16 protein-coding genes, 1 tRNA gene and 1 pseudogene are annotated in these 19059 nt (G+C 63.9%); 12 read left to right on the forward strand and 6 right to left on the reverse strand.

The window, feature by feature from the left end:
• The first annotated feature begins 96 nt into the window (after window positions 1-96).
• The 8 genes from ACRYA2_RS03615 to ACRYA2_RS03650 all read left to right on the forward strand — a co-directional run bounded on the left by ACRYA2_RS03615 (window position 97) and on the right by ACRYA2_RS03650 (window position 9500).
• Entirely contained in the window at window positions 97-2811 is a 2715-nt protein-coding gene (locus ACRYA2_RS03615) for a DNA-directed DNA polymerase (protein WP_433624302.1), read from the forward strand.
• 408 nt (window positions 2812-3219) lie between these two features.
• A complete protein-coding gene (locus ACRYA2_RS03620; RefSeq protein ID WP_113275674.1) occupies window positions 3220-4131 on the forward strand; it encodes an ABC transporter ATP-binding protein in 912 nt (303 codons plus the stop codon).
• 9 nt (window positions 4132-4140) lie between these two features.
• Entirely contained in the window at window positions 4141-5571 is a 1431-nt protein-coding gene (gene sufB / locus ACRYA2_RS03625; protein ID WP_113275675.1) for a Fe-S cluster assembly protein SufB, read from the forward strand.
• Window positions 5568-6791, forward strand: coding sequence for a Fe-S cluster assembly protein SufD (sufD, locus tag ACRYA2_RS03630; RefSeq protein WP_433624305.1), 1224 nt, complete (start codon window positions 5568-5570; stop codon window positions 6789-6791). The genes sufB and sufD overlap by 4 nt, the downstream gene beginning before the upstream one ends.
• Window positions 6792-6793: 2 nt before the next feature.
• Window positions 6794-7294: a ferritin-like domain-containing protein gene (locus tag ACRYA2_RS03635; protein WP_433624307.1), complete on the forward strand. Its 501-nt coding sequence runs from the start codon at window positions 6794-6796 to the stop codon at window positions 7292-7294.
• On the forward strand, window positions 7291-7719 hold the full coding sequence (locus ACRYA2_RS03640; protein WP_433624309.1) for a metal-dependent transcriptional regulator: 429 nt from the start codon (window positions 7291-7293) through the stop codon (window positions 7717-7719). The genes ACRYA2_RS03635 and ACRYA2_RS03640 overlap by 4 nt, the downstream gene beginning before the upstream one ends.
• Before the next feature lie 78 nt (window positions 7720-7797).
• Window positions 7798-7901: transfer RNA gene (locus ACRYA2_RS03645), tRNA-Gln, on the forward strand.
• Between the two features lie 339 nt (window positions 7902-8240).
• Window positions 8241-9500: an FAD-dependent monooxygenase gene (locus ACRYA2_RS03650; protein WP_433624311.1), complete on the forward strand. Its 1260-nt coding sequence runs from the start codon at window positions 8241-8243 to the stop codon at window positions 9498-9500.
• Window positions 9501-9717: 217 nt separating this feature from the next.
• Here ACRYA2_RS03650 and ACRYA2_RS03655 read toward each other — a convergent pair.
• Window positions 9718-10579 (reverse strand): annotated as a pseudogene (locus ACRYA2_RS03655) (alpha/beta fold hydrolase).
• 213 nt (window positions 10580-10792) lie between these two features.
• On the opposite strand from ACRYA2_RS03655, the gene ACRYA2_RS03660 reads away from it, so the two are divergent.
• Window positions 10793-11125, forward strand: a complete 333-nt coding sequence (locus ACRYA2_RS03660) for a hypothetical protein (protein WP_433624313.1) — start codon at window positions 10793-10795, stop codon at window positions 11123-11125.
• 126 nt (window positions 11126-11251) lie between these two features.
• Window positions 11252-13273: a PAS domain-containing protein gene (locus tag ACRYA2_RS03665; protein ID WP_433624315.1), complete on the forward strand. Its 2022-nt coding sequence runs from the start codon at window positions 11252-11254 to the stop codon at window positions 13271-13273.
• Window positions 13274-13422: 149 nt separating this feature from the next.
• On the opposite strand, the gene ACRYA2_RS03670 is transcribed toward ACRYA2_RS03665, so the two are convergent.
• Both ACRYA2_RS03670 and ACRYA2_RS03675 read right to left on the reverse strand, forming a co-directional pair.
• The gene (locus ACRYA2_RS03670) at window positions 13423-14037 is read right to left on the reverse strand and encodes a hypothetical protein (RefSeq protein WP_433624317.1); all 615 of its coding nucleotides are present in this window, start codon (window positions 14035-14037) and stop codon (window positions 13423-13425) included.
• A 310-nt stretch (window positions 14038-14347) separates the two neighbouring features.
• Window positions 14348-14824, reverse strand: a complete 477-nt coding sequence (locus ACRYA2_RS03675; protein WP_433624319.1) for a hypothetical protein — start codon at window positions 14822-14824, stop codon at window positions 14348-14350.
• A 390-nt stretch (window positions 14825-15214) separates the two neighbouring features.
• Here ACRYA2_RS03675 and ACRYA2_RS03680 point away from each other — a divergent pair, with 390 nt between their 5' ends.
• Both ACRYA2_RS03680 and ACRYA2_RS03685 read left to right on the forward strand, forming a co-directional pair.
• The gene (locus ACRYA2_RS03680; RefSeq protein ID WP_433624321.1) at window positions 15215-15961 is read left to right on the forward strand and encodes an alanyl-tRNA editing protein; all 747 of its coding nucleotides are present in this window, start codon (window positions 15215-15217) and stop codon (window positions 15959-15961) included.
• Between the two features lie 156 nt (window positions 15962-16117).
• Window positions 16118-16825, forward strand: coding sequence for an HD domain-containing protein (locus ACRYA2_RS03685; protein WP_433624323.1), 708 nt, complete (start codon window positions 16118-16120; stop codon window positions 16823-16825).
• 62 nt (window positions 16826-16887) lie between these two features.
• Here the strand turns inward: ACRYA2_RS03685 and ACRYA2_RS03690 are convergent, their stop codons facing one another.
• From ACRYA2_RS03690 to ACRYA2_RS03700, 3 genes are read right to left on the reverse strand one after another with little or no spacing between them, the layout of a single operon-like run.
• Complete coding sequence (locus ACRYA2_RS03690; RefSeq protein WP_433624326.1) at window positions 16888-17547, reverse strand: LysE family translocator; 660 nt, start codon at window positions 17545-17547, stop codon at window positions 16888-16890.
• A gap of 43 nt (window positions 17548-17590) precedes the next feature.
• Window positions 17591-18301, reverse strand: a complete 711-nt coding sequence (locus ACRYA2_RS03695) for a TMEM165/GDT1 family protein (RefSeq protein WP_433624328.1) — start codon at window positions 18299-18301, stop codon at window positions 17591-17593.
• On the reverse strand, window positions 18302-18991 hold the full coding sequence (locus ACRYA2_RS03700) for a metal-dependent transcriptional regulator (protein WP_433624330.1): 690 nt from the start codon (window positions 18989-18991) through the stop codon (window positions 18302-18304).
• Window positions 18992-19059 lie beyond the last annotated feature (68 nt).

Raw genomic sequence — 19059 nt, forward strand, 5'->3', positions numbered from 1 at the left:
GAGGGGCACCTCCCTGTCCGACGAGGTGTTCGACGCTCCCGTCGCTCGCCCGTCTCGAGCGGGAGGTTTTTATCGGGAAGCGCCAAAATCACCGACATGACTCAATCCGGGCTCGACGACTTCGGGGAAGGGGACGCCGACGAGCGCCCCGCCGAGGAGGCGCGAGCCATCGCGGGCCGGGACGGCCAGACGGCCGACGCCCACGCACACGTCGACGTCGACACCGACTGGCTCCCGGACGCGCAAGGCACGCTCGAACTCGCGGTGACCCAGGTCGACTACACCGTCGAGGGCAGCAACGGCGACGAGACGCCCGTCGTCCACGTCTTCGGCCGCACGCGCGACGACGACCTCGAACACGTCCGCGTCGTCGGCTTCCGGCCGTACTTCTACGCGCCGACCGACACGCTGGACGACGACAAACTCGACGACGACCGCATCACGGGCTACGAGGAGACCGACGACGACGGCGACCCCTACCGGAGCATCCGCGGGGAGCGGCTGACGAAGATATTCGGCCAGACGCCGCGCGACGTCGGGAACATCCGCGACCAGTTCGACCACTACGAGGCGGATATCCTCTTTCCCAACCGCTTTCTCATCGACAAGGACATCAACAGCGGCGTGCGCCTCCCGGAGCGTCGCCGCGAGGACGGTGACCTCGTCGTCCGTCACGAGGAAGTAGCGCCGGCGGACGTCGAGGCGGACCTCCGCGTTCACACGTTCGACCTCGAGGTCGACGACCGCTCGGGGTTCCCCGAGGAGGGCGAGGAACCGATAATCTGTCTCACGAGCCACGACAACTACAGCGACGAGTACGTCGCCTGGCTCTACGACGCGCCCGAGGCCACGGACGTCGCGCCCGAGGAGCTCGCCGACTACGACCCGCTCCAGGAGGGTTCGGCGATAGACGTCCGCGTCTTCGACGAGGAGGAGGCGATGCTCGCGGCGTACCTCGACTACCTCGACGCGACCGACCCCGACCTGTTCACCGGCTGGAACGTCGACGACTTCGACATGCCGTACCTCATCGACCGTCTCGACGAACTCGCCGGTCGGCACCACGACCACGACCTCGACTCCGACCGCCTCTCGCGCGTGGACGAGGTGTGGCGCAGCGACTGGGGCGGTCCCACCGTCAAGGGCCGGGTGGTCTTCGACCTGCTGTACGCCTACAAGCGCACGCAGTTCAGCGAACTCGAATCGTACCGCCTCGACGCCGTCGGGGAGACGGAACTCGGCGTCGGCAAGGAGCGGTATCCCGGCGACATCGGCGACCTCTGGGAGCAGGACCCCGAGCGCCTGCTGGAGTACAACGTCAGGGACGTCGAGATCTGCGTCGAACTCGACCGCAAACAGGAGATAGTCGCGTTCTGGGAGGAGGTCGCCGCCTTCGTCGGCTGCAAGCTGGAGGACGCGACGACGCCCGGCGACGCGGTGGACGTCTACGTCCTCCACAAGGCCCACGGCGAGTTCGCGCTCCCGTCGAAGGGCCAGGTCGACAGCGAGGATTACGAGGGCGGTGCGGTGTTCGACCCCATCACGGGAGTCAGGGAGAACGTCACCGTCCTCGACCTGAAGTCGCTGTACCCGATGTCGATGGCGACGATCAACGCCAGTCCGGAGACGAAGGTCGACCCCGACGAGTACGACGGCGACACCTATCGCGCGCCGAACGGGACCCACTTCCGGAAGGACCGGAACGGCATCATCCGGGAGATAATCGACGAGACGCTCTCCGAGCGCGAGGAGAAGAAGGCGCTCCGGAACGAGCACGAACCGGAGACCGCGGAGTACGAGATATTCGACCGTCAGCAGGCGGCGGTGAAGGTCATCATGAACAGCCTCTACGGCGTCCTGGGCTGGGAACGATTCCGCCTCTACGACAAGGAGATGGGAGCGGCCATCACCGCGACCGGTCGGGAGGTCATCGAGTTCACCGAGACGGCGGCGCGCGAAGTGGGGTACGACGTGGCGTACGGCGACACCGACTCGGTCATGCTCGAACTCGGGAGCGAGTTCTCGAAGGAGGAGGCCATCGAGCAGTCGTTCGAGATAGAGGACTACATCAACGACCGGTACGACGAGTTCGCCAGGGAGGACCTGAACGCTGACGAGCACCGCTTCCAGATCGAGTTCGAGAAGCTCTACCGGCGGTTCTTCCAGGCGGGCAAGAAGAAACGCTACGCGGGCCACATCGTCTGGAAGGAGGGCAAGGACGTCGACGACATCGACATCACGGGCTTCGAGTACAAGCGCAGCGACATCGCACCTATCACGAAGGAGGTCCAGCGCGACGTCATCGAGATGATCGTCACCGGCGAGGACCTGGACGACGTGAAAGAGTACGTCCACGACATCATCGAGGACTTCCAGGCCGGAAACGTCGACCTAGACGACGTCGCGGTCCCGGGCGGCATCGGCAAGCGCCTCGACGACTACGACACCGACACCGCGCAGGTCCGGGGCGCGAAGTACGCCAACCTCCTGCTGGGGACGAACATCCAGCGCGGGAGCAAGCCGAAGCGCCTCTACCTGAAGAAGGTCCACCCCTCCTTCTTCGAGCGGGTGGAGAGCGAACGGGACTTCGATCCGCAGTCCGACCCCCTGTACCGCGAGTTCAAGAAGGACCCGGACGTCATCTGCTTCGAGTACGCGGACCAGATCCCCGACGAGTTCGAAATCGACTGGGACAAGATGCTCGAGAAGACGCTCAGGGGCCCAATTGCCCGCGTGCTGGAAGCGCTCGACATCTCCTGGGAGGAGGTAAAGAGCGGCCAGGAGCAGACCGGCCTGGGCAGTTTCACGTGAGCGCTCCGGCCCATCTCCGGTGAGGTCGGCGCGTGGCATTTCCGGCCAGGTCAGCCCGGGCCATTTCGCGGGAAGTCAGCCCTCGTCAGCCCTCCCTTGTCTTCGCGCGCGAAAGTATTAACGTACAAAATACGAACGAAGACTGAGTGAGGAACTCGAGCACGCGAGGAACTCGGAGAACAGGAAACCGGGCGTTTTCGGGCCGGAGAAGGGGAACGAGCGGGGTTCAGGGTGAGACCGTGAAGCCGCCACTGACCGCCTCGAACGAGTTTGCCGGGAGCAATGGTACCACGCCGAATTTCTGCCTTTGGAAAAGAATTTTCCCGTTCCGGAAACCGATTGCAGACGCTTGCGAAACTGTTATGGGACGACCGCCCCTTCATCAAAACGACTTAGGTGAACCTAACGATGGCAACACTGGAACTCAAAAACGTCCACGCGGAGGTCGTGGAGGAAGACGAGAAGATTCTCAATGGAGTGGACCTGGAGGTCCGCTCGGGCGAGATTCACGCGCTGATGGGACCGAACGGAAGCGGGAAGTCGACGACGGCGAAGATCGTCGCCGGCCATCCCGCCTACGAAGTAACAGAAGGGGAGGTACTCGTCCACCTCGACGACGAGGACTTCGACGACGAGATTCCGGAGGACAAGCGAACCTGGAATCTGCTGGAGATGGAGCCGAACGAGCGCGCGGCGCTCGGCGTCTTCCTCGGCTTCCAGTACCCCGCAGAGATAGAGGGGGTCACGATGGCGAACTTCCTCCGGACCGCGCTCAACGCCAAGCTCGAAGAGCGCGAAGAGCTGTTCGAGGACGAAGACGAAGCCGCCGAAGCGGACGAGGAAGAAGACGACGAAGGCTACGAGACGAGTCCGATGGAAGGTCCCGCCGACGAGGGCGAGGTCGGCGTCGCCGAGTTCCAGCAGATCCTTCAGGAGAAGATGGAACAGCTCGACATGGACGAGAAGTTCGCCCAGCGCTATCTGAACGCCGGCTTCTCCGGCGGGGAGAAGAAACAGAACGAGGTGCTGCAGGCCGCGATTCTCGAACCGTCCATCGCGGTGCTCGACGAGATCGACTCCGGTCTCGACATCGACCGCCTGCAGGACGTCTCGAAGGGCATCAACGCCCTGCGTGACGAGCAGGGGACCGGCATCCTTCAGATCACGCACTACCAGCGCATCCTCGACTACGTCGAACCCGACCACGTCCACGTGATGCTCGACGGTGAGGTCGCCATGAGCGGCGGTGCCGAACTCGCCGAGAAGCTCGAGGACAAGGGTTACGACTGGGTGCGCGACGAAGTCTACCAGACCGCATAAAGTGATATCATGAGCTCCGACCAGGACCATCTCAAAGAGACAGACACCGAGGAACGATTCGCGTTCAAGAAAGAAGAACAGGCCGCGGTCAGGTCCGACAAGGGACTGACCGAAGAGGTCGTCCGCCTCATCAGCGAGGACAAGGACGAACCCGAATGGATGCTCGAGCGCCGCCTTCGCGCGCTGGAGCACTACCAGAACATGCCCCTGCCGACGGACTGGCCCGGCCAGCCCGACCTCACGGAACTGGACATCGAGGAGATCGTCCCCTACATCCGTCCCGACGTCGACAAGCGCGAGGGAGCGGACAGCTGGGACGACCTCCCCGAGGACATCCAGGACACGTTCGAGAAACTGGGCATCCCGGAGGCCGAGCGGAAGGCGCTTTCCGGCGTCGGCGCCCAGTACGAGTCAGAGGTCGTCTACCAGAACATGCAGGAGCAGTGGGAGGAGAAAGGCGTGGTCTTCTGCAACATGGACGAGGCAGTCCAGGAGCACGAAGACCTCGTGAAGGAGTACTTCATGACCTCCTGCGTGCCGCCGTCGGACAACAAGTTCGCGGCGCTTCACGGCGCGGTGTGGTCCGGCGGGTCGTTCGTCTACGTGCCCGAGGACGTCACCGTCGAGATGCCCGTGCAGGCGTACTTCCGGATGAACTCCGAGGGCATGGGCCAGTTCGAGCACACCCTCATCATCGCCGAAGAGGGGAGCGAGGTCCACTACATCGAGGGCTGTTCCGCGCCGAAGTACGGCAGCCACAACCTCCACTCCGGCGGCGTCGAGGTGTTCGTCGGCGAGGACGCCCACGTCCAGTACTCGACCGTGCAGAACTGGTCGAAGAACACCTACAACCTCAACACCAAGCGCGCGCTCGTCGAGGCCGGCGGCCGCATGGAGTGGGTCTCGGGCAGCATGGGGTCGAAGGCCACCATGCTGTACCCCTGCTCCGTGCTGAAGGGTCGCGGCGCGTCCACGAACAACATCACCATCGCGTTCGCGGGCGAGGGCCAGAACATCGACACCGGCGCGAAGGTGTACCACAACGCGCCGAAGACGAACTCCACCATCGAGTCCAAGTCCATCAGCAAGGACGGCGGCCGCACCAACTACCGCGGTCTCGTCCACATCAGCGACGGTGCGGTGGACTCCTCGACCAGCGTCGAGTGTGACGCGCTGATGTTCGACAACGAGAGCACGTCGGACACCATGCCGTACATGGAGATCAACGAGGACCGCGTCGACGTCGCCCACGAGGCGACCGTCGGGAAGATCGGCGACGAGGACGTGTTCTACCTCCAGAGCCGCGGTCTCGACGACGACGACGCCAAGCAGATGATCGTCTCCGGATTCATCGAGCCCATCACGGAGGAACTGCCCATCGAGTACGCGGTCGAACTGAACCGCCTCATCGAACTCGAAATGGAGGGGAGCCTCGGATGAGCACGCAGGTGCACCGCTCCATCTCCGAAGAGACCGTCCGCCAGATCTCCGACGAACTCGACGAGCCGGAATGGCTGCTGGAGACGCGACTGGACGCGCTGGCGGCGCTCGAGGAACTCGACATGCCCGACGTCATCCGGACGCCGGGTCGCGACTGGACGAACCTCCACGCGCTCGACTTCGAGAGCTTCGTCGATCCGCTGAACGCAGCCGAGGAGAAAGACCAGGTCGGCCCCGACGAGGCCGAGGTGCTGTCCATCGCTGACGCCGTTGACGAGCACGAAGACCTCGTTCGCGAGCACTTCGGCTCGGTCGTCGACCCGCAGGAGAACTACCTGACGGCGCTGTCGACCGCGCTCTTCAGCACTGGGACGGTCGTCTACGTCCCGGAGGGCGTCGACGCGGAGGACGTCACCATCCGGACGACGATGAACAGCCAGTCGCTTTTCAACTACACGCTCGTCGTCACCGAACGATCGAGTTCGGTGACCATCCTCGAACGGCAGTCGACCGGCGAAAGCGAAGCCGCCGGAGTCGAGGGAGAGCGCTACTACAGCGGCCTCGTCGAAGTCGTCGCGGGCGAGAACAGCCACGTCCAGTACGGCTCCCTGCAGGAACTCGACGACGAGACGTACAACTACACGCTCAAGCGCGGTAGCGCCGACGACTACGCGACGGTCAACTGGATCGAGGGCAACCTCGGCTCGCGGCTCACGAAGTCCAGCGTCGAGACCGAACTCGACGGCGAGTCGTCCGAGACCAAGACCGTGGGCGCGTTCTTCGGCCACGACGACCAGCACTTCGACATCGCCGCGCGCGTGTGGCACAACGCTGCCCACACGACCGCCGACCTCATCACCCGGGGCGTCCTCGACGACACCGCCCGTTCCGTGTACGAGGGCGTCCAGGACGTCGGCAGCGACGCGTGGGACACCAGCTCCTACCAACGCGAGAACACGCTGATGCTGAGCGACGGCAGCGAGGCCGACGCCTCCCCCAAGCTCATCATCAACAACCACGACACCGAAGCCAGCCACTCCGCGACCGTCGGCCAGATCGACTCGGAGGACCTGTTCTACATGACCTCCCGGGGCGTCGACGACGAGAGCGCGAGGAACATGCTCGTCGAAGGGTTCTTCGTCCCCGTCCTCGAGGAAGTCGAGGTCGAGGAACTCGAAGAGGACCTGGAGACGAAGATCGGCGAACGACTGCGGGCCTGAGGATGTCGGTCGGCGAACGCGTCTCGTCGGACCGCCAACTCGCCCGCCTGCTCCAGATAGGCGTGGTGCTCGAAGAGGTCGTCGAGGCGCGGGCCGCCCGCCACTACGAGTCACTTTCTTCGGCGGAGCGCGACGAACTGCGCGAGGACGTCCGCGAGCTACTGACGGAAGCGCGCGAGGAGTCCGCGGAGCACCGCGAGCGTCTCGAAACGCTCGTCGACGAACTCGACGCGGAGTCGGTACCGTTCGAGGAGATAGAGTCGCTGGTCGAGGCCACCTACGCCCAGACGGGACCGGAGGACTTCGACGGTGTCCTCTACGACCAGCTCCACGGCGAGGAGACGGCCTACAAGTTCTACGACGACCTCATCGACGCCATCGAAGCCAGCGACGCGAAGTTCGCGCTCGACCGTGAAGAGCTACTCGCTACGTTGAAGGCGATTCGGGAGGAAGAGGCCGAAGGCGTCGAGGAAGTGACCGAGGTCATGGAGGCCCGAGAATGAACACTGCAGACCAGTATCTGAAGGCGATCTATCTCGTACAGCAGATGGAGAACGGGCCAGCCTCGACCGGCGCACTGGCCGACCGGCTCGACGTGAGTCCGGCCAGCGTCAACGAGATGATCGGCAAGCTACAGGACCGTGGCCTCGCCGACCACGAGAAGTACAAGGGGGTCTCGCTGACCGACGAGGGTATCGAGCAGGCCCACGAGGCGCTCCAGACCTACTGCATCATCGAGCGCTTCCTCCACAACGTCCTCGAGGTCGAGGAGTTCCCGAGCGAGGCGAAGGCGCTCGAGAGCGTCATCGACGACACCGTCGCGGAGCGACTCGACACGATCATCGACCGCGAACCCCAGTGCCCGGACTGCTTCGACGCCCGAGCCGACATGTGCGCCGAACTGGTCCGAGAAGGCGAAGCCGACTAGTACGGGTCCTTCTCGGGGCTTTCGATTGCGATACGTTCAAGTGTCTCATCGCGTTAGAATCGGGTGACGTCCCACGGAAGTCCCGTGGTGTAGCGGCCAATCATATGGGCCTTTGGACGTAACGGGTTACGAGTCGTTACGGAAGCAAGCCCATGACGGCGGTTCGAATCCGCCCGGGACTATCTCTATTTCGATATGAACCGGCTGTATAGCAGCCGTTTTTGCCCCGACTACTTGCTGTCGTCGGCCATCGAGCCAGCTACTCTCGCAGTACTGCTTCTCGATCGTCCCGTCCACGAACCCGACTGATCGCCCACGCCAGTCCGAACACCGCCACAGCAGTCAGAAGGTGTTTGAGCAACGAATCCTCCCTCTCAGGGTTCTCGGTCGATACCATCAGTTACTGTTCGATCCCTACACGGATACGTTGCACCACCCGATGGACAGGCTGTCGGGGTGATCCAGGGCAGACGCTATCGTGACGAAGTGAGCTATAACTGCGTGGTACACGAGGGAGACGTATGCCCGACCGAACTGAAGTCGCGGACGTCATCGTCGTTGGCTGCGGACCTAGCGGCGCTGTCCTCGCGTACCTCCTCGCGCGGAGCGGCGTCGACGTCGCGCTCGTCGAGCGAGCCGGGACCTTCGAGCGCGAATACCGGGGATTTGGGTGGAACCCAGGCGTCATTCGTCTGTTCGACGAGATGGACGTCCTCGACGACGTCCTCGCGCTCGCCCACGAGACTGTCACTGAGGGCGCGTTCTCGCTCTACGGTGAGCAGGTCACCGTGCTCGATTTCGACCTGCTCGACACCGACTATTCGTACGCGCTCATGATGGAGCAGCCGGCACTCCTGGAGTGTCTCGTCGAGCACGCCAGCACGTACGACGGCTTCGCGTTCCACCCCGCCACGACCGTTACTGACCTCCAAGTCGACGACTCGGGCGCGGTTCGTGGAGCGGAGGCCCACGACCGCGAGGCCGCCGAGGACGTCAGGTTCGAGGCGCGTGCCGTGGTGGGTGCCGACGGCCGGTACTCGACCGTCCGAAAGCGTGCGGGCATCGACCCTGGATCGTTCGAGTCACCCATCGATCTCGTGTGGTTCAAGCTCCCGCAGGGCGCCGTCGACGCCAGCACCCAGGGCCACATCGACCGCGATGGCGTCCTCGTGTACTTCGGGCTGGGCGCCGGCGACCTCCAGGTCGGCTACCTCGTCCGGGACGGCGAGTGGCCCGGCGTCCGAGAGGCGGGATTCGGTGCGTTCCTCCGGCGGGTCGCCGCCATCGATCCAGAGCTGGCAGCGGCCATCGACGCGCATCTGGACGGGTTCCGAGAGACGACGTTGCTGGACGTCGCACCGGGCGTCGCGGACACGTGGACCCGGGACGGGCTCGTGCTTTTGGGCGACGCCGCCCACACCGCGAGCCCTATCGGCGCACAGGGCAATCCTCTCGCCGTCGAGGACGCCGTCGTCGGCCACGATGTCCTCGTCGACGCGCTCACGAACACGGAGGGGACTCTATCCGACGAGACGCTTCGGGATTTCGAGCGTCGACGTCGCCCGACCATCGAGCGCGTCATCTCGCTCCAGCGGCGCGCCGCGGACAACCTACGGTTCTGGCTCGACTACGGTCGGTACGTCCCGGCGTGGCTCGTCCGGGGATCGGCGGCGGCCTTTGACTGGCTGGCCCCGCACTCGCGCCTGATTCGGGGCGCGGTCGAATCGTTCGCGCTCGGCGACCAGTCCGTCTCGGTCGCCCGGTCACACTTCACGGACTGATGCCAGCCGAGCAGTGGGAGTATCGCTGGCTACCGTAACTCTGCCCCAGCCTCAGTGATGGGCGTCCCCGTTTGCTCACGTCCCGAGGACGAGATGATTCGATTCTTCGTGGTTCGAGCCCGCTTCTCACGGTACTCTCCACCGGGAGTCAGGACGAGGGGCAACGTGCGAGTTCTCGGGTCGACCCGGGTGACGATTCCGAGTCGAAGGAGACCTGTCACTGTCCTCCAGATTCGACGCTTCCATCGGGAACGACCGACCCTTCGTCCGCGTGGATTCGTGCGAGGAACGTCCGAACTGCGGTGGTAAAGTAGTCGGGATTGTCGAGATTCGAGGCGTGGCCGGCGTCCGGCACTTCGTCGACCGCCACGTCCGAGAGGTGGGCCGCCAGCTCTGCCGCGTGGCGCTTGACGAACGGGAGTTCGTTCTCGCCGTACAGGACCAGCGTCGGGACCGTAATCGCCGAGAGATCGATCGACAGTTCGTGAAACCGGGTCATCGACCGAATCACCTTTGCGAACTCGTCGGTGGCCATCTTCGGTCCCGTTTCGCGGAGTCGTTCGATCTTCTCGTAATCACCACTGGAGCCCCCGAAGAGCCGCTCCGTCAGCCACACGTTGGCCTTCTCGGCCCGTTCGTATCCGACGAGTCGAACTGGTGGAACGAAGCCGTTCATCACCAGCCGGCGCAGGAACCACTCGCCGCGAGTGAGGATTCTCGGCGTGAACGTGTCGGCGAGTATCATCCCAGCGATGCTCTCGGGGTGCGTCGCTGCGTACCTCAGTGCGATCGCCCATGGAGAGGCCACAGAGGACCGGTCGTTCGAGATCCAGTGCAGTGACGAGAGCGTGGAGGTCCTCGGCAAAGAGGTCCATCGTATACCCGGGTTCGGTCGAGCCACCCGTCCGACCGTGCCCGCGGACGTCGTAGACTATTGTCGCGTAGTCGTCGCTGAGCGCGTCCACCTGCTGTTTCCACATCGTTCGGTCGACGATGGAGGCGTGGACGAACACCAGCGGCGGGCCATCGCCACGTCGCTGGTAGTACGTCTCGATGTCGTTCGTCTGGACCGTCGGCATGTGGTCTTTAGAAGCGCTCGATGGGGATGAACTCACGGACGGAGGGGGCGTTCACGGGACACTCCGCCTCTCCGGGACCCCCTCGCTCGGTACCAGAGCGTTAGATTTGCCATCACTGGCTCGGGCGGCTAGCTGTCACTCTCGTTGGAATCTCCGCAACCTTTATTTATATGATTATATATTTTAATACGGAACTCGTGCGTTCGCGCATCTGTGATAGAGGTTGGGGCAGACGGGACCGTCGGACAGTCGACTCCTGTCTTCTCCGTGCGACCGGCGCACGGAACCTGTCACAGAGGACCTCCGTTCCGGATCATCGGCCACCGCACTATGACACACCCAAACGCCAGAGTCGACGACGGAACATCCCCAACGGTAGAACGAACGAAAGCCTTCGAACATCTCGTCGACGCTCTGGACGCTGACGAGATGGACGAGACGAACTATCACCTTCGGGAAGCGCTCCAGTTACTCGCGATAGAGGAGCATTCTCGGGAGAGGCCCCTCGAAGAGGACGACGTAGCTTCCGGGGAGACGTCCCTCTGAGCGAGGAGTCTGTGGGAGAAACCTCCCACCGAGTTTTGGAGAACGTGTATCGGCTCTCTCCAGGTAAGATTATGACGAAAGTACCGTTGGCGGAACCGTTATCACACCCGACTGCCTACGGAGAGCATGACCTCCTCGGGCCCGTCTCGGGACATCTACGCCGAAACGCTGGCCGTCTTCGACCGACCCTCTCACGCCCACGAGCCGCTCACGACCACGGAGGTCGCGGAGGCTCTCGACTGTACGCGGCGAACGGTCTACAAACGGCTGGACAAACTCGTCGACCGCGGTGACTTGCTGACCAAGAAGGTAGGTTCCAGCGCGCGAGTCTGGTGGCGAGCGTCCGCAGACGCCAGCCACACGACGGACGACACCGAAGAGGACAGCGAGGAGGACCTCCAGACGGAACGCGAGCGCTTCGGAGCGCTCGTACAGGCAGTCGAGGAGTACGCAATTTTCATGCTCGGCCCCGATGGATACATCCGAAGCTGGAACAGCGGTGCCGAACGCATGAAAGGCTACACCGAAGACGAAATCCTCGGCGAGCACTTAGAGACGTTCTACACCGACGAGGACCGGGAGGCAGGCGTTCCACGAACGAACATCGCGACCGCAGCTGAGGAGGGAGTGGTCGAGGACGAGGGATGGCGCGTTCGCAAGGACGGCACGACGTTCTGGGCAAACGCTACGATCACGGCTATCCGTGACGACGACGGAACGTTGCTGGGGTACGCGAAGGTGACCCGCGACATGACCGAGCGGCGCGAGCGCGAGCGCCAACTCCGCCGCGAGCGCGACAAACTGGAGGACGACCTCAACGAGGTGTTCGAACGGACCACCGACGGCGTCGTGGCGATCGACGACGAGTGGCAGATAACCTACGTGAACGAGCACGCAGAGGAACTCATCGGTCGCTCCGCGGGCGACCTGGTCGGGAAAGGACTCACGGAGCAGTTCCCGGAGGAGGCACGAGGGATGCTCCACGAACAGTACCAGGAGGCGATGGAGACCCAGGAGCCGACGAACTTCGAGATGTACTCCGACCTCGTGGAGGGATGGGTCGAAGTACACGCCTACCCCTCGCCGTCCGGCCTCTCGATCTACTTCCGGGATATCACTCGCCGTAAAGAGTACGAACAGGAGCTAGAGCAGTATCAGCGAATCGTCGAGACGGTCGACGACGGTATCTATGCGGTCGATTCGGACGCACGGTTCGTGCTGGTCAACGACGCGTTCTGCGAGCTGACGGGCTACGACCGCGAAGAGTTGCTGGGAGGATACGCAACGATGATTCACGACGAAGAAGTCACGCCCAGCGCTGCCGAATTGGCTGACGAGGTGGCAGCGGGCGAGCGCGACGTAGCGACCCTCGAGCTGAGCATCCACAGAAAAGACGGTGAGACGGTGCCAGCAGAGAGTCGACTGGGTCCGTTTCCGTTAGCTGGTGAGAGAGGTCGGTGCGGGGTGATTCGTGATATCTCCGATCGCGTCGAACGCGAGCGTGAACTCGAACAACAGAACGAGCGCCTGGAGAGTTTCGCCAGCATGCTCGCCCACGAACTCCGGAACCCCCTCACCATCGGCCAGATGTACACTCAGAACCTGCCGGCCGAGACAGCGCCAGAGGCGGTAGGATACATCACGGAAGCGTTCGACCGTATCGAAGATACCATCGATATCCTGCTGGCGCTGACGCAAGGCCGTGATGCAGTCGGCGGGAGCAGTGAAGTCGAACTCGCGGACACCGCACGCGAGGCGTGGGATGAAGTGGACGCGCCGGGGGCAACGGTAGCAGTGGAGATAGACGGCAGGATACAGGCGGACGAAACGTACATTCAGCATCTGTTCCGGAACCTGTTCGAGAACACCGTGGAACACGGTGGGTCGGAGGTCAGCGTGACGGTCGGCGAGCTACCGACCGGGTTCTACGTGGCGGACGACGGACGTGGAATCGCCGCCGCGGACCGCGAGGCCGTGTTCAAGCCCGGCTTCACCACGGCGGCCGAACTGGGTGGGACCGGATTAGGGCTGGCGTTCGTCCGAGAGATGGCCGACGTGTACGGGTGGACGTGCACGGTAACTGAAAGCGACGCTGGCGGTGCACAATTCGAGTTCAGAAACGTCGACCGTAGTGGAGGAAGCCGCTAGTCGGTTCACAGTCCGAGAGGTGTGGACATCATCGTCCGCAACGGGGCAGTGACGAAACGAGATGCGACGTGCCCTGAATCGACCGTCTCCGTCGGCCGTTCCCGGACGTCTTTCGCCGACTCGGCCGCAGCGACGAACCGGGGAAACGGTTACTTCGCACCGTACTCGATGGTTCCGTTCCAGACGTCGTACTTGTCGTCGTGCTTCTTGTCCTCTTCGAGCAGCAACACCTGTACCTTCAGGGTGCCGGAGTCGAACTGGCTGAGGGCGTCCGGCAGCACTTCGAGCGTGTACGTGCCGTTTTTCTTCTGCTCCCAGCGAACGTCCTTCCTGGTGATCCACGTACCGTTTATCTTGACCATGAAGTAGGGTTCGCCGTCGCTCTCGGGGTCGACGTTGTTCATTAGCGTGTCCGCGGTGACCCGGATGTCGAAATCGCTGTATCCGCCACCGCTGGCGTTCTTCTTGTCGACGAACTCGACGCTGGAGATGCGGTCGGAGAGCCTGTTCTGGAAGGGCGTCCGCGGCTCCGTCGGGCGTATCCACATCTCTGTCGTCTGCGTCGTGGTCGTCGTCGTGCTCGTCGTCGAGGCGACGGTGGTAGTGGTCGGCGTCGAAGTACTCGTCGGCGTCGGAGTGGAGTTCGTGGTCGTTGCGGTGGTGGACGTCGCGTCCGTCCCGTCAGTCGAGCCGCCGAAGCCGGTGCAGCCGGCGAGCAGCACGGCGAAGACGAGCACGACAGCTGTGAGACGTTGGCTGTTCACAACCGATGATTGACCGAGAACAAGGTAACCCTTATGATTGGTAAACGAGCCGATAATGACTCGACGGCCGTCTCGTCCTGTCGAGACAGCCGCTACGCTGTCTTGCGTTTCGTAAGCCGTCATGAATTTCTCGGGAGAGAACGGGGCGCTTACTCCCGGTCGTACCGCCAGTCGGACAGACGAACCGGGCGACGCCGCACTGCTCGTTTTCGAACTCGCTTCGCCGTTCCCGGTCTTCGTCTCCGTTCCGGGCGGCAGTCCGCCCCGGATTACGGCTCGAATCGAGCGTTTCGTCGGCGTCGAAACGGCTTCAGAGACGGTCGCGTCCGCTACGGCGGGACGAACGACCGCTGGACGCGACGTCGTCCAGTTTCTCGAGCGCGGCGCGGTAGTATTGGCGAACGTCGAACCCCCCGTGCTGTCCGCCAGTCCCGTTCCGACGCGTGCCGCGGTTCGACCGTGCCCGTTTCTGGCGAGTGCCGCGACTCGAACGCGAGTCGCCGTGCGAGCGGGCTTGCCCCGGGTTGGTCTCGGTTCCCAGCACTTCTCGAACTTCGTCGGGCACGAACGCCTTCTCCGGTGATAGTGCGCGTGACAGCGTCAGCATCACCAGTGCGAGAACGACGAGGTAGTATCCGACCGTCGTGACGATGTTCGCGGAGAAGAACGCCACGTAGATACCGTTGATGAAGAAGAACAGTCCTGTAATCTGGAGCCCCCTGTTCAGATAGTCGAATGCCGAATCTGCCGCGGGCCTGCCAAGCCCGTCGAAGCTTCTTGTACTCATCTCCCCAACCAGTCCTTCGAAGCCCGACGTAATGAAGTTCAGTCAGACACGGTTTCTCAGCTAGACCAGTCAAGTATCATTACATTATTCTTTTTATATAGTAAACATATAGAAAAGGTATTAAGTATATATTTACTGCGTCACTCCTGTGCCGTCGACGGTCCCTCTGTCACGTACGACCTAGACGGGGCCAGACGGAGGTGCCGGGGCTAGTTCGGCGAACGACCAACCGGCGGCCGACGCTCGCGGCGGTGACGGACGCACGTCTGGCGGGCCCGTACTGGCCCGGTTCGCCAGGCCGCAGAGCACAGCGTCGACGACGGTCGCCGGCGAACGGAGACGGTTACCGCCAGCCAATCGATTAAGGCGCTCGACGGCCTCTGTTCGACCGTGACGGAACAGCGCTATCTCCCCGACGAAGACGACGTGACCGAGTTCGAAGCGACGGTCGAGGACGCGACCGAGGAGTACGTCGTCCTCGACGGCACGTACTTCTACCCGGAGGGCGGCGGTCAGCCGGCCGACCGCGGCGTGCTCGCCTGGGACGGGGGCGCGGCGGACGTCGTGGCGGTCCGGAAGAACCACGGGGACGTCCGCCACTACGTCGAGAACATCGACGGCGACCTGCCCGAACCGGGAGCGACCGTCGAGGGACGAATCGACGAGGAACGCCGCCAGGCTCACCGACGGATGCACACCGCCCAGCACGTCGTCTCGCGGGTCGTACTGGACGAGTACGGCGCGGAGACGGCAGGCAACCAGATTCACGAAGACCGGTCGCGCATCGACTTCGAGCCCGCGGACTTCTCCGACGAGGACGTCCGAGCCATCGAGCGCGCGACGAACGAGGCTATCGAACGCGACCTCGCGGTTACGAAGGCCGAGCATCCCCGCGAGGAGGTCGAGGAGCGCGTCGACGAGGGCCGGTCGCTCCTCCACCTCATCCCGGACCACGTCGACCCGCTCCGTGTGGTCGCGGTCGAGGAGTTCGACTACTGTCCCTGCGGCGGGACCCACGTCGACAGCCTCGGCGAAATCGGTCGCGTCAAGATCACGAATCGGGAGTCGAAGGGGCGGGACACCGAACGCATCGAGTTCGAACTGCGGGCGTCGGAAACCGCCGAGGCTAGCGAGTGAGGGTACCGTAATTTACCTGTTTCTCCCTGAACGAAACGAAGCGTTCTCCAGTCCGAGCGAAAACGAGCTGTGACGTCTCCTCGTCGTAACGCTAAAGAGCGAATCGTCCGTTTGTATCAGTAATGAGTACGTACGTCGAACAACGGAGGTGGTTCTGTGGGTGTCGAAATTAAGGGCTCGCCGGTTTCTGACCAGCAGTTCGAGGAGATGAAGGAGTTCGTCTACGAGTATCTGGCCGCGAGCGTCCAGAACGAGGACGGCGGCGGTCGGATGCGGTGGTACCCCTGGCACTCTGCGGACTACCGGTACAATCACATCATCAACGTCGTCGACCTTGCAGAGACCATCGCGGAGCGGGAGGGCGCGGACGTCGACGTGGCGCGCGTCGCGGCACTGTTCCACGACATCGCCAAACTCGACGCCGACCAGGACGTCCACGCAGAGGAGGGCGCCCGGGTGGCCCGCGAGTATCTCGAATCACACGGCGAGTTTCCCGAGTCGTTCGTCGAGGAGGTCTGTAAGGCGGTCGAGGACCACTCCTACCAGGGCGACCTCGACAGCCTCTCGAAGGAGACCCAGTGTCTCATCGAGGCGGACATGCTGGACAAGGTAGGGGCGAACGGCACCGCCCTGATGCTGCTCCGGATGGGCTACGAGGCCCGCACGCACATGGCGGCCGCGGAGATGGTCGACCGGGTGCTCGAACGCGGCAAGGACGCCGCGAGCCGGGTCCAGAGCGACACTGCGAGCGACATCGCCCATCGCCGGCTCAAGCGTGTGAAGTGGTTCCGAGAGTGGCTCCTCGACGAAGTGCCCGAGATGGACGACGAGGAGACGGGTCCCCCCCGAGGCCACGGTCCGTAGGGCACGTCGGCGCTCGTGGCTCCGCCACAGGGGAAGACCGCTTCGGTTTCTCGGACGCGTCGTTAGGCCAGCGTCGTCGCCGCGTCGAAGAGGAAGGACAGGCCGGCCAGCGCCAGTACCACCGCGCTGAGGTACGCGACGGCGGGGGCGAAGGAGTCCACGCGACGGCCGGCGGCGACCAGCGCGGCGGGGAAGCCGGCGATCCAGAGCGCGATACCGCCGAAGAAGCCGACGACGATGACCGGGCCGCCGGTCGTCACCGTGAGCGCGTCGCCGACGACCCCCGAGAGCAGGTCGTAGCTCCGTTCGTTCAGCAGGCCGACGCCCGCCGTGAGCCACCAGATTATCTGGTAGGGGTTCGTGATGGCCAGCGCGAACGCCTTCCGGAACCCCCTGGTGTCGTCCGCGTCGCTTTCCGCGGTGAACGTTCGATTCGCGTCCCGCGCTGCGCCGTAGGCGAAGTACAGCATGAGCAGGCCGCCGACGCCGACCATCACCCCGCGCACTACCGGTGCCTCGCGGACGACGGCGACAACCCCAGCCAGTGCGAGGACGAAGAAGCAGGCGTCCGCCGTCATCGCACCGAGACCGGCACGGAATCCGGAGTTCCAGCCGCGGAGGACGCTCTCTTCGGCGATGACGGCGTTCATCGGTCCGGGCGGTGCGGCCAGCGAGAGACCCAGGGCCGCGCCAGCCACTGCAGAGACGACAACGTCGAGCACGGTCGACGTTCGTCGCGGGGCGGGAAAACTATCTCGAATCCGGTCAGACGGCGGCCGCCCCGAGTCGCGCCACGGTACGGACGGCCGTCTCCCAGACGGAGAAGCCGAACGCGAGCTGGACGAGGAAGTCGGCGGCGAAGAAGAAGAACAACGCCGCCGAGAAGAGGTGTGCCTTCCGCATGTCCACCCTGTGCGAGAACGTGTGGAAGAAGTAGGCGTTCGCGATGCTCACGGGGATGATGGCGAACATCTCGCCCAGCCAGATGGCGCCGTGAGCGCCGTACTGTGCGGCCAGGCCGATGGTGACCAGTTGCGTCTTGTCGCCGAACTCGCCGAACATCATCATCGCGAAGATGGGGACGAATGCGCCGTATCCGTCGGACTCCGCGAGGTCGCTGTCCCGGAACCGTTCCGGAACGAACCCCGAGAGATTCGTTGCGCCGCCGTCCGTCTCCGCGACTCCGTCGGGCGTCTCCCCCTCGGGCATCGATTTGAGTAGCAACACGCCGAACAGGACGAACAGGCTCGCGGTGAGAGCGTCGAGGTAGATGCCGGGGAGTACGCGAGTGAGTGCTCCGCCGACGTACACCTCGACGGCGGTCCACAGCGCGAACGCGCTGCCGGCAGCGCTCACGACCAGCCACGGCCTGTATCGGGTCGAGAGACCGGCGATGATGAACTGTACCTTCTCGCCGGGCAACACCGCCAGCTGGGCCACGAACGCGACCGCGACGACCTCCAGCCAGGTGGCCATCTACGCTACCTCCTCTGTGACCGCCCGGACGCGTATCGAACGGGCGACGCTCTCCGGGAGGCTCTGTTCGTCCCCGGCGTCGGCTTCATCGCTCGCGACACGGACAGTCACCATACCGAACGGCGCGACGTCCACGACCTCCAGTTCCGTCCCGGGCGAGATGCCTGCCCGGTCGAGATAGCGGAGTTCCTCCTCGTCGCGGTCGCTGACGCGGGCGACGACGACCCGGTCGTCGGTCTCGTGGTCGCTCAGCGGGGTCGTGTCGTCCGCCTCGATGGGGGCGAGGTCCGCTCCCGGGATGGGGTCGCCGTGCGGGTCGACCTCCGGTTCTCCGAGGACCTTGGCGACCCGGCGCTCGAACTCCTCGCTGATGTGGTGTTCGAGACGGTCGGCCTCCTCGTGGACTTCGCTCCACGAGTAGTCCAGATGTTCTGTCAGGTAGGCTTCGAGCAGGCGGTGGTGGCGTACGACCTCCAGCGCGACCGTCTCCCCCTCGTCGGTCAGTTCGACGCCCTTGTACTTCTCGCGTTCGAGCAGGCCGCGGTCCGTCAGCTTCTCGACCATACTGGTGACGGTCGGCGGCGTCACGTCGAGGTAGTCTGCGATGTCCGAGGTCGCCACCGGGCCGTCGCTCTCCTCCTGGAGCGTGTAGATCGCCTTCAGGTAGTCCTCCATCACGTCGCTGAGCATTCGGTGACGGATTTTGGCACCTCTAATCCTTCAGTTTGTCGGGTGCCCGAGAAAGGTTTCGGGGCGTC

This window comes from Halomicrococcus pelagicus (genome assembly GCF_050954125.1).

What these genes read in the sequence shown, in the direction of transcription:
- ACRYA2_RS03650 (WP_433624311.1), top strand. Translation starts at nt 8,241, where the DNA reads ATGCCCGACCGAACTGAAGTCGCGGACGTCATCGTCGTTGGCTGCGGA.
- ACRYA2_RS03665 (WP_433624315.1), top strand. Translation starts at nt 11,252, where the DNA reads ATGACCTCCTCGGGCCCGTCTCGGGACATCTACGCCGAAACGCTGGCC.
- ACRYA2_RS03615 (WP_433624302.1), top strand. Translation starts at nt 97, where the DNA reads ATGACTCAATCCGGGCTCGACGACTTCGGGGAAGGGGACGCCGACGAG.
- ACRYA2_RS03695 (WP_433624328.1), bottom strand. Translation starts at nt 18,301, where the DNA reads ATGGCCACCTGGCTGGAGGTCGTCGCGGTCGCGTTCGTGGCCCAGCTG.
- sufD (WP_433624305.1), top strand. Translation starts at nt 5,568, where the DNA reads ATGAGCACGCAGGTGCACCGCTCCATCTCCGAAGAGACCGTCCGCCAG.
- ACRYA2_RS03635 (WP_433624307.1), top strand. Translation starts at nt 6,794, where the DNA reads ATGTCGGTCGGCGAACGCGTCTCGTCGGACCGCCAACTCGCCCGCCTG.
- ACRYA2_RS03700 (WP_433624330.1), bottom strand. Translation starts at nt 18,991, where the DNA reads ATGCTCAGCGACGTGATGGAGGACTACCTGAAGGCGATCTACACGCTC.
- ACRYA2_RS03675 (WP_433624319.1), bottom strand. Translation starts at nt 14,824, where the DNA reads ATGAGTACAAGAAGCTTCGACGGGCTTGGCAGGCCCGCGGCAGATTCG.
- ACRYA2_RS03620 (WP_113275674.1), top strand. Translation starts at nt 3,220, where the DNA reads ATGGCAACACTGGAACTCAAAAACGTCCACGCGGAGGTCGTGGAGGAA.
- sufB (WP_113275675.1), top strand. Translation starts at nt 4,141, where the DNA reads ATGAGCTCCGACCAGGACCATCTCAAAGAGACAGACACCGAGGAACGA.
- ACRYA2_RS03640 (WP_433624309.1), top strand. Translation starts at nt 7,291, where the DNA reads ATGAACACTGCAGACCAGTATCTGAAGGCGATCTATCTCGTACAGCAG.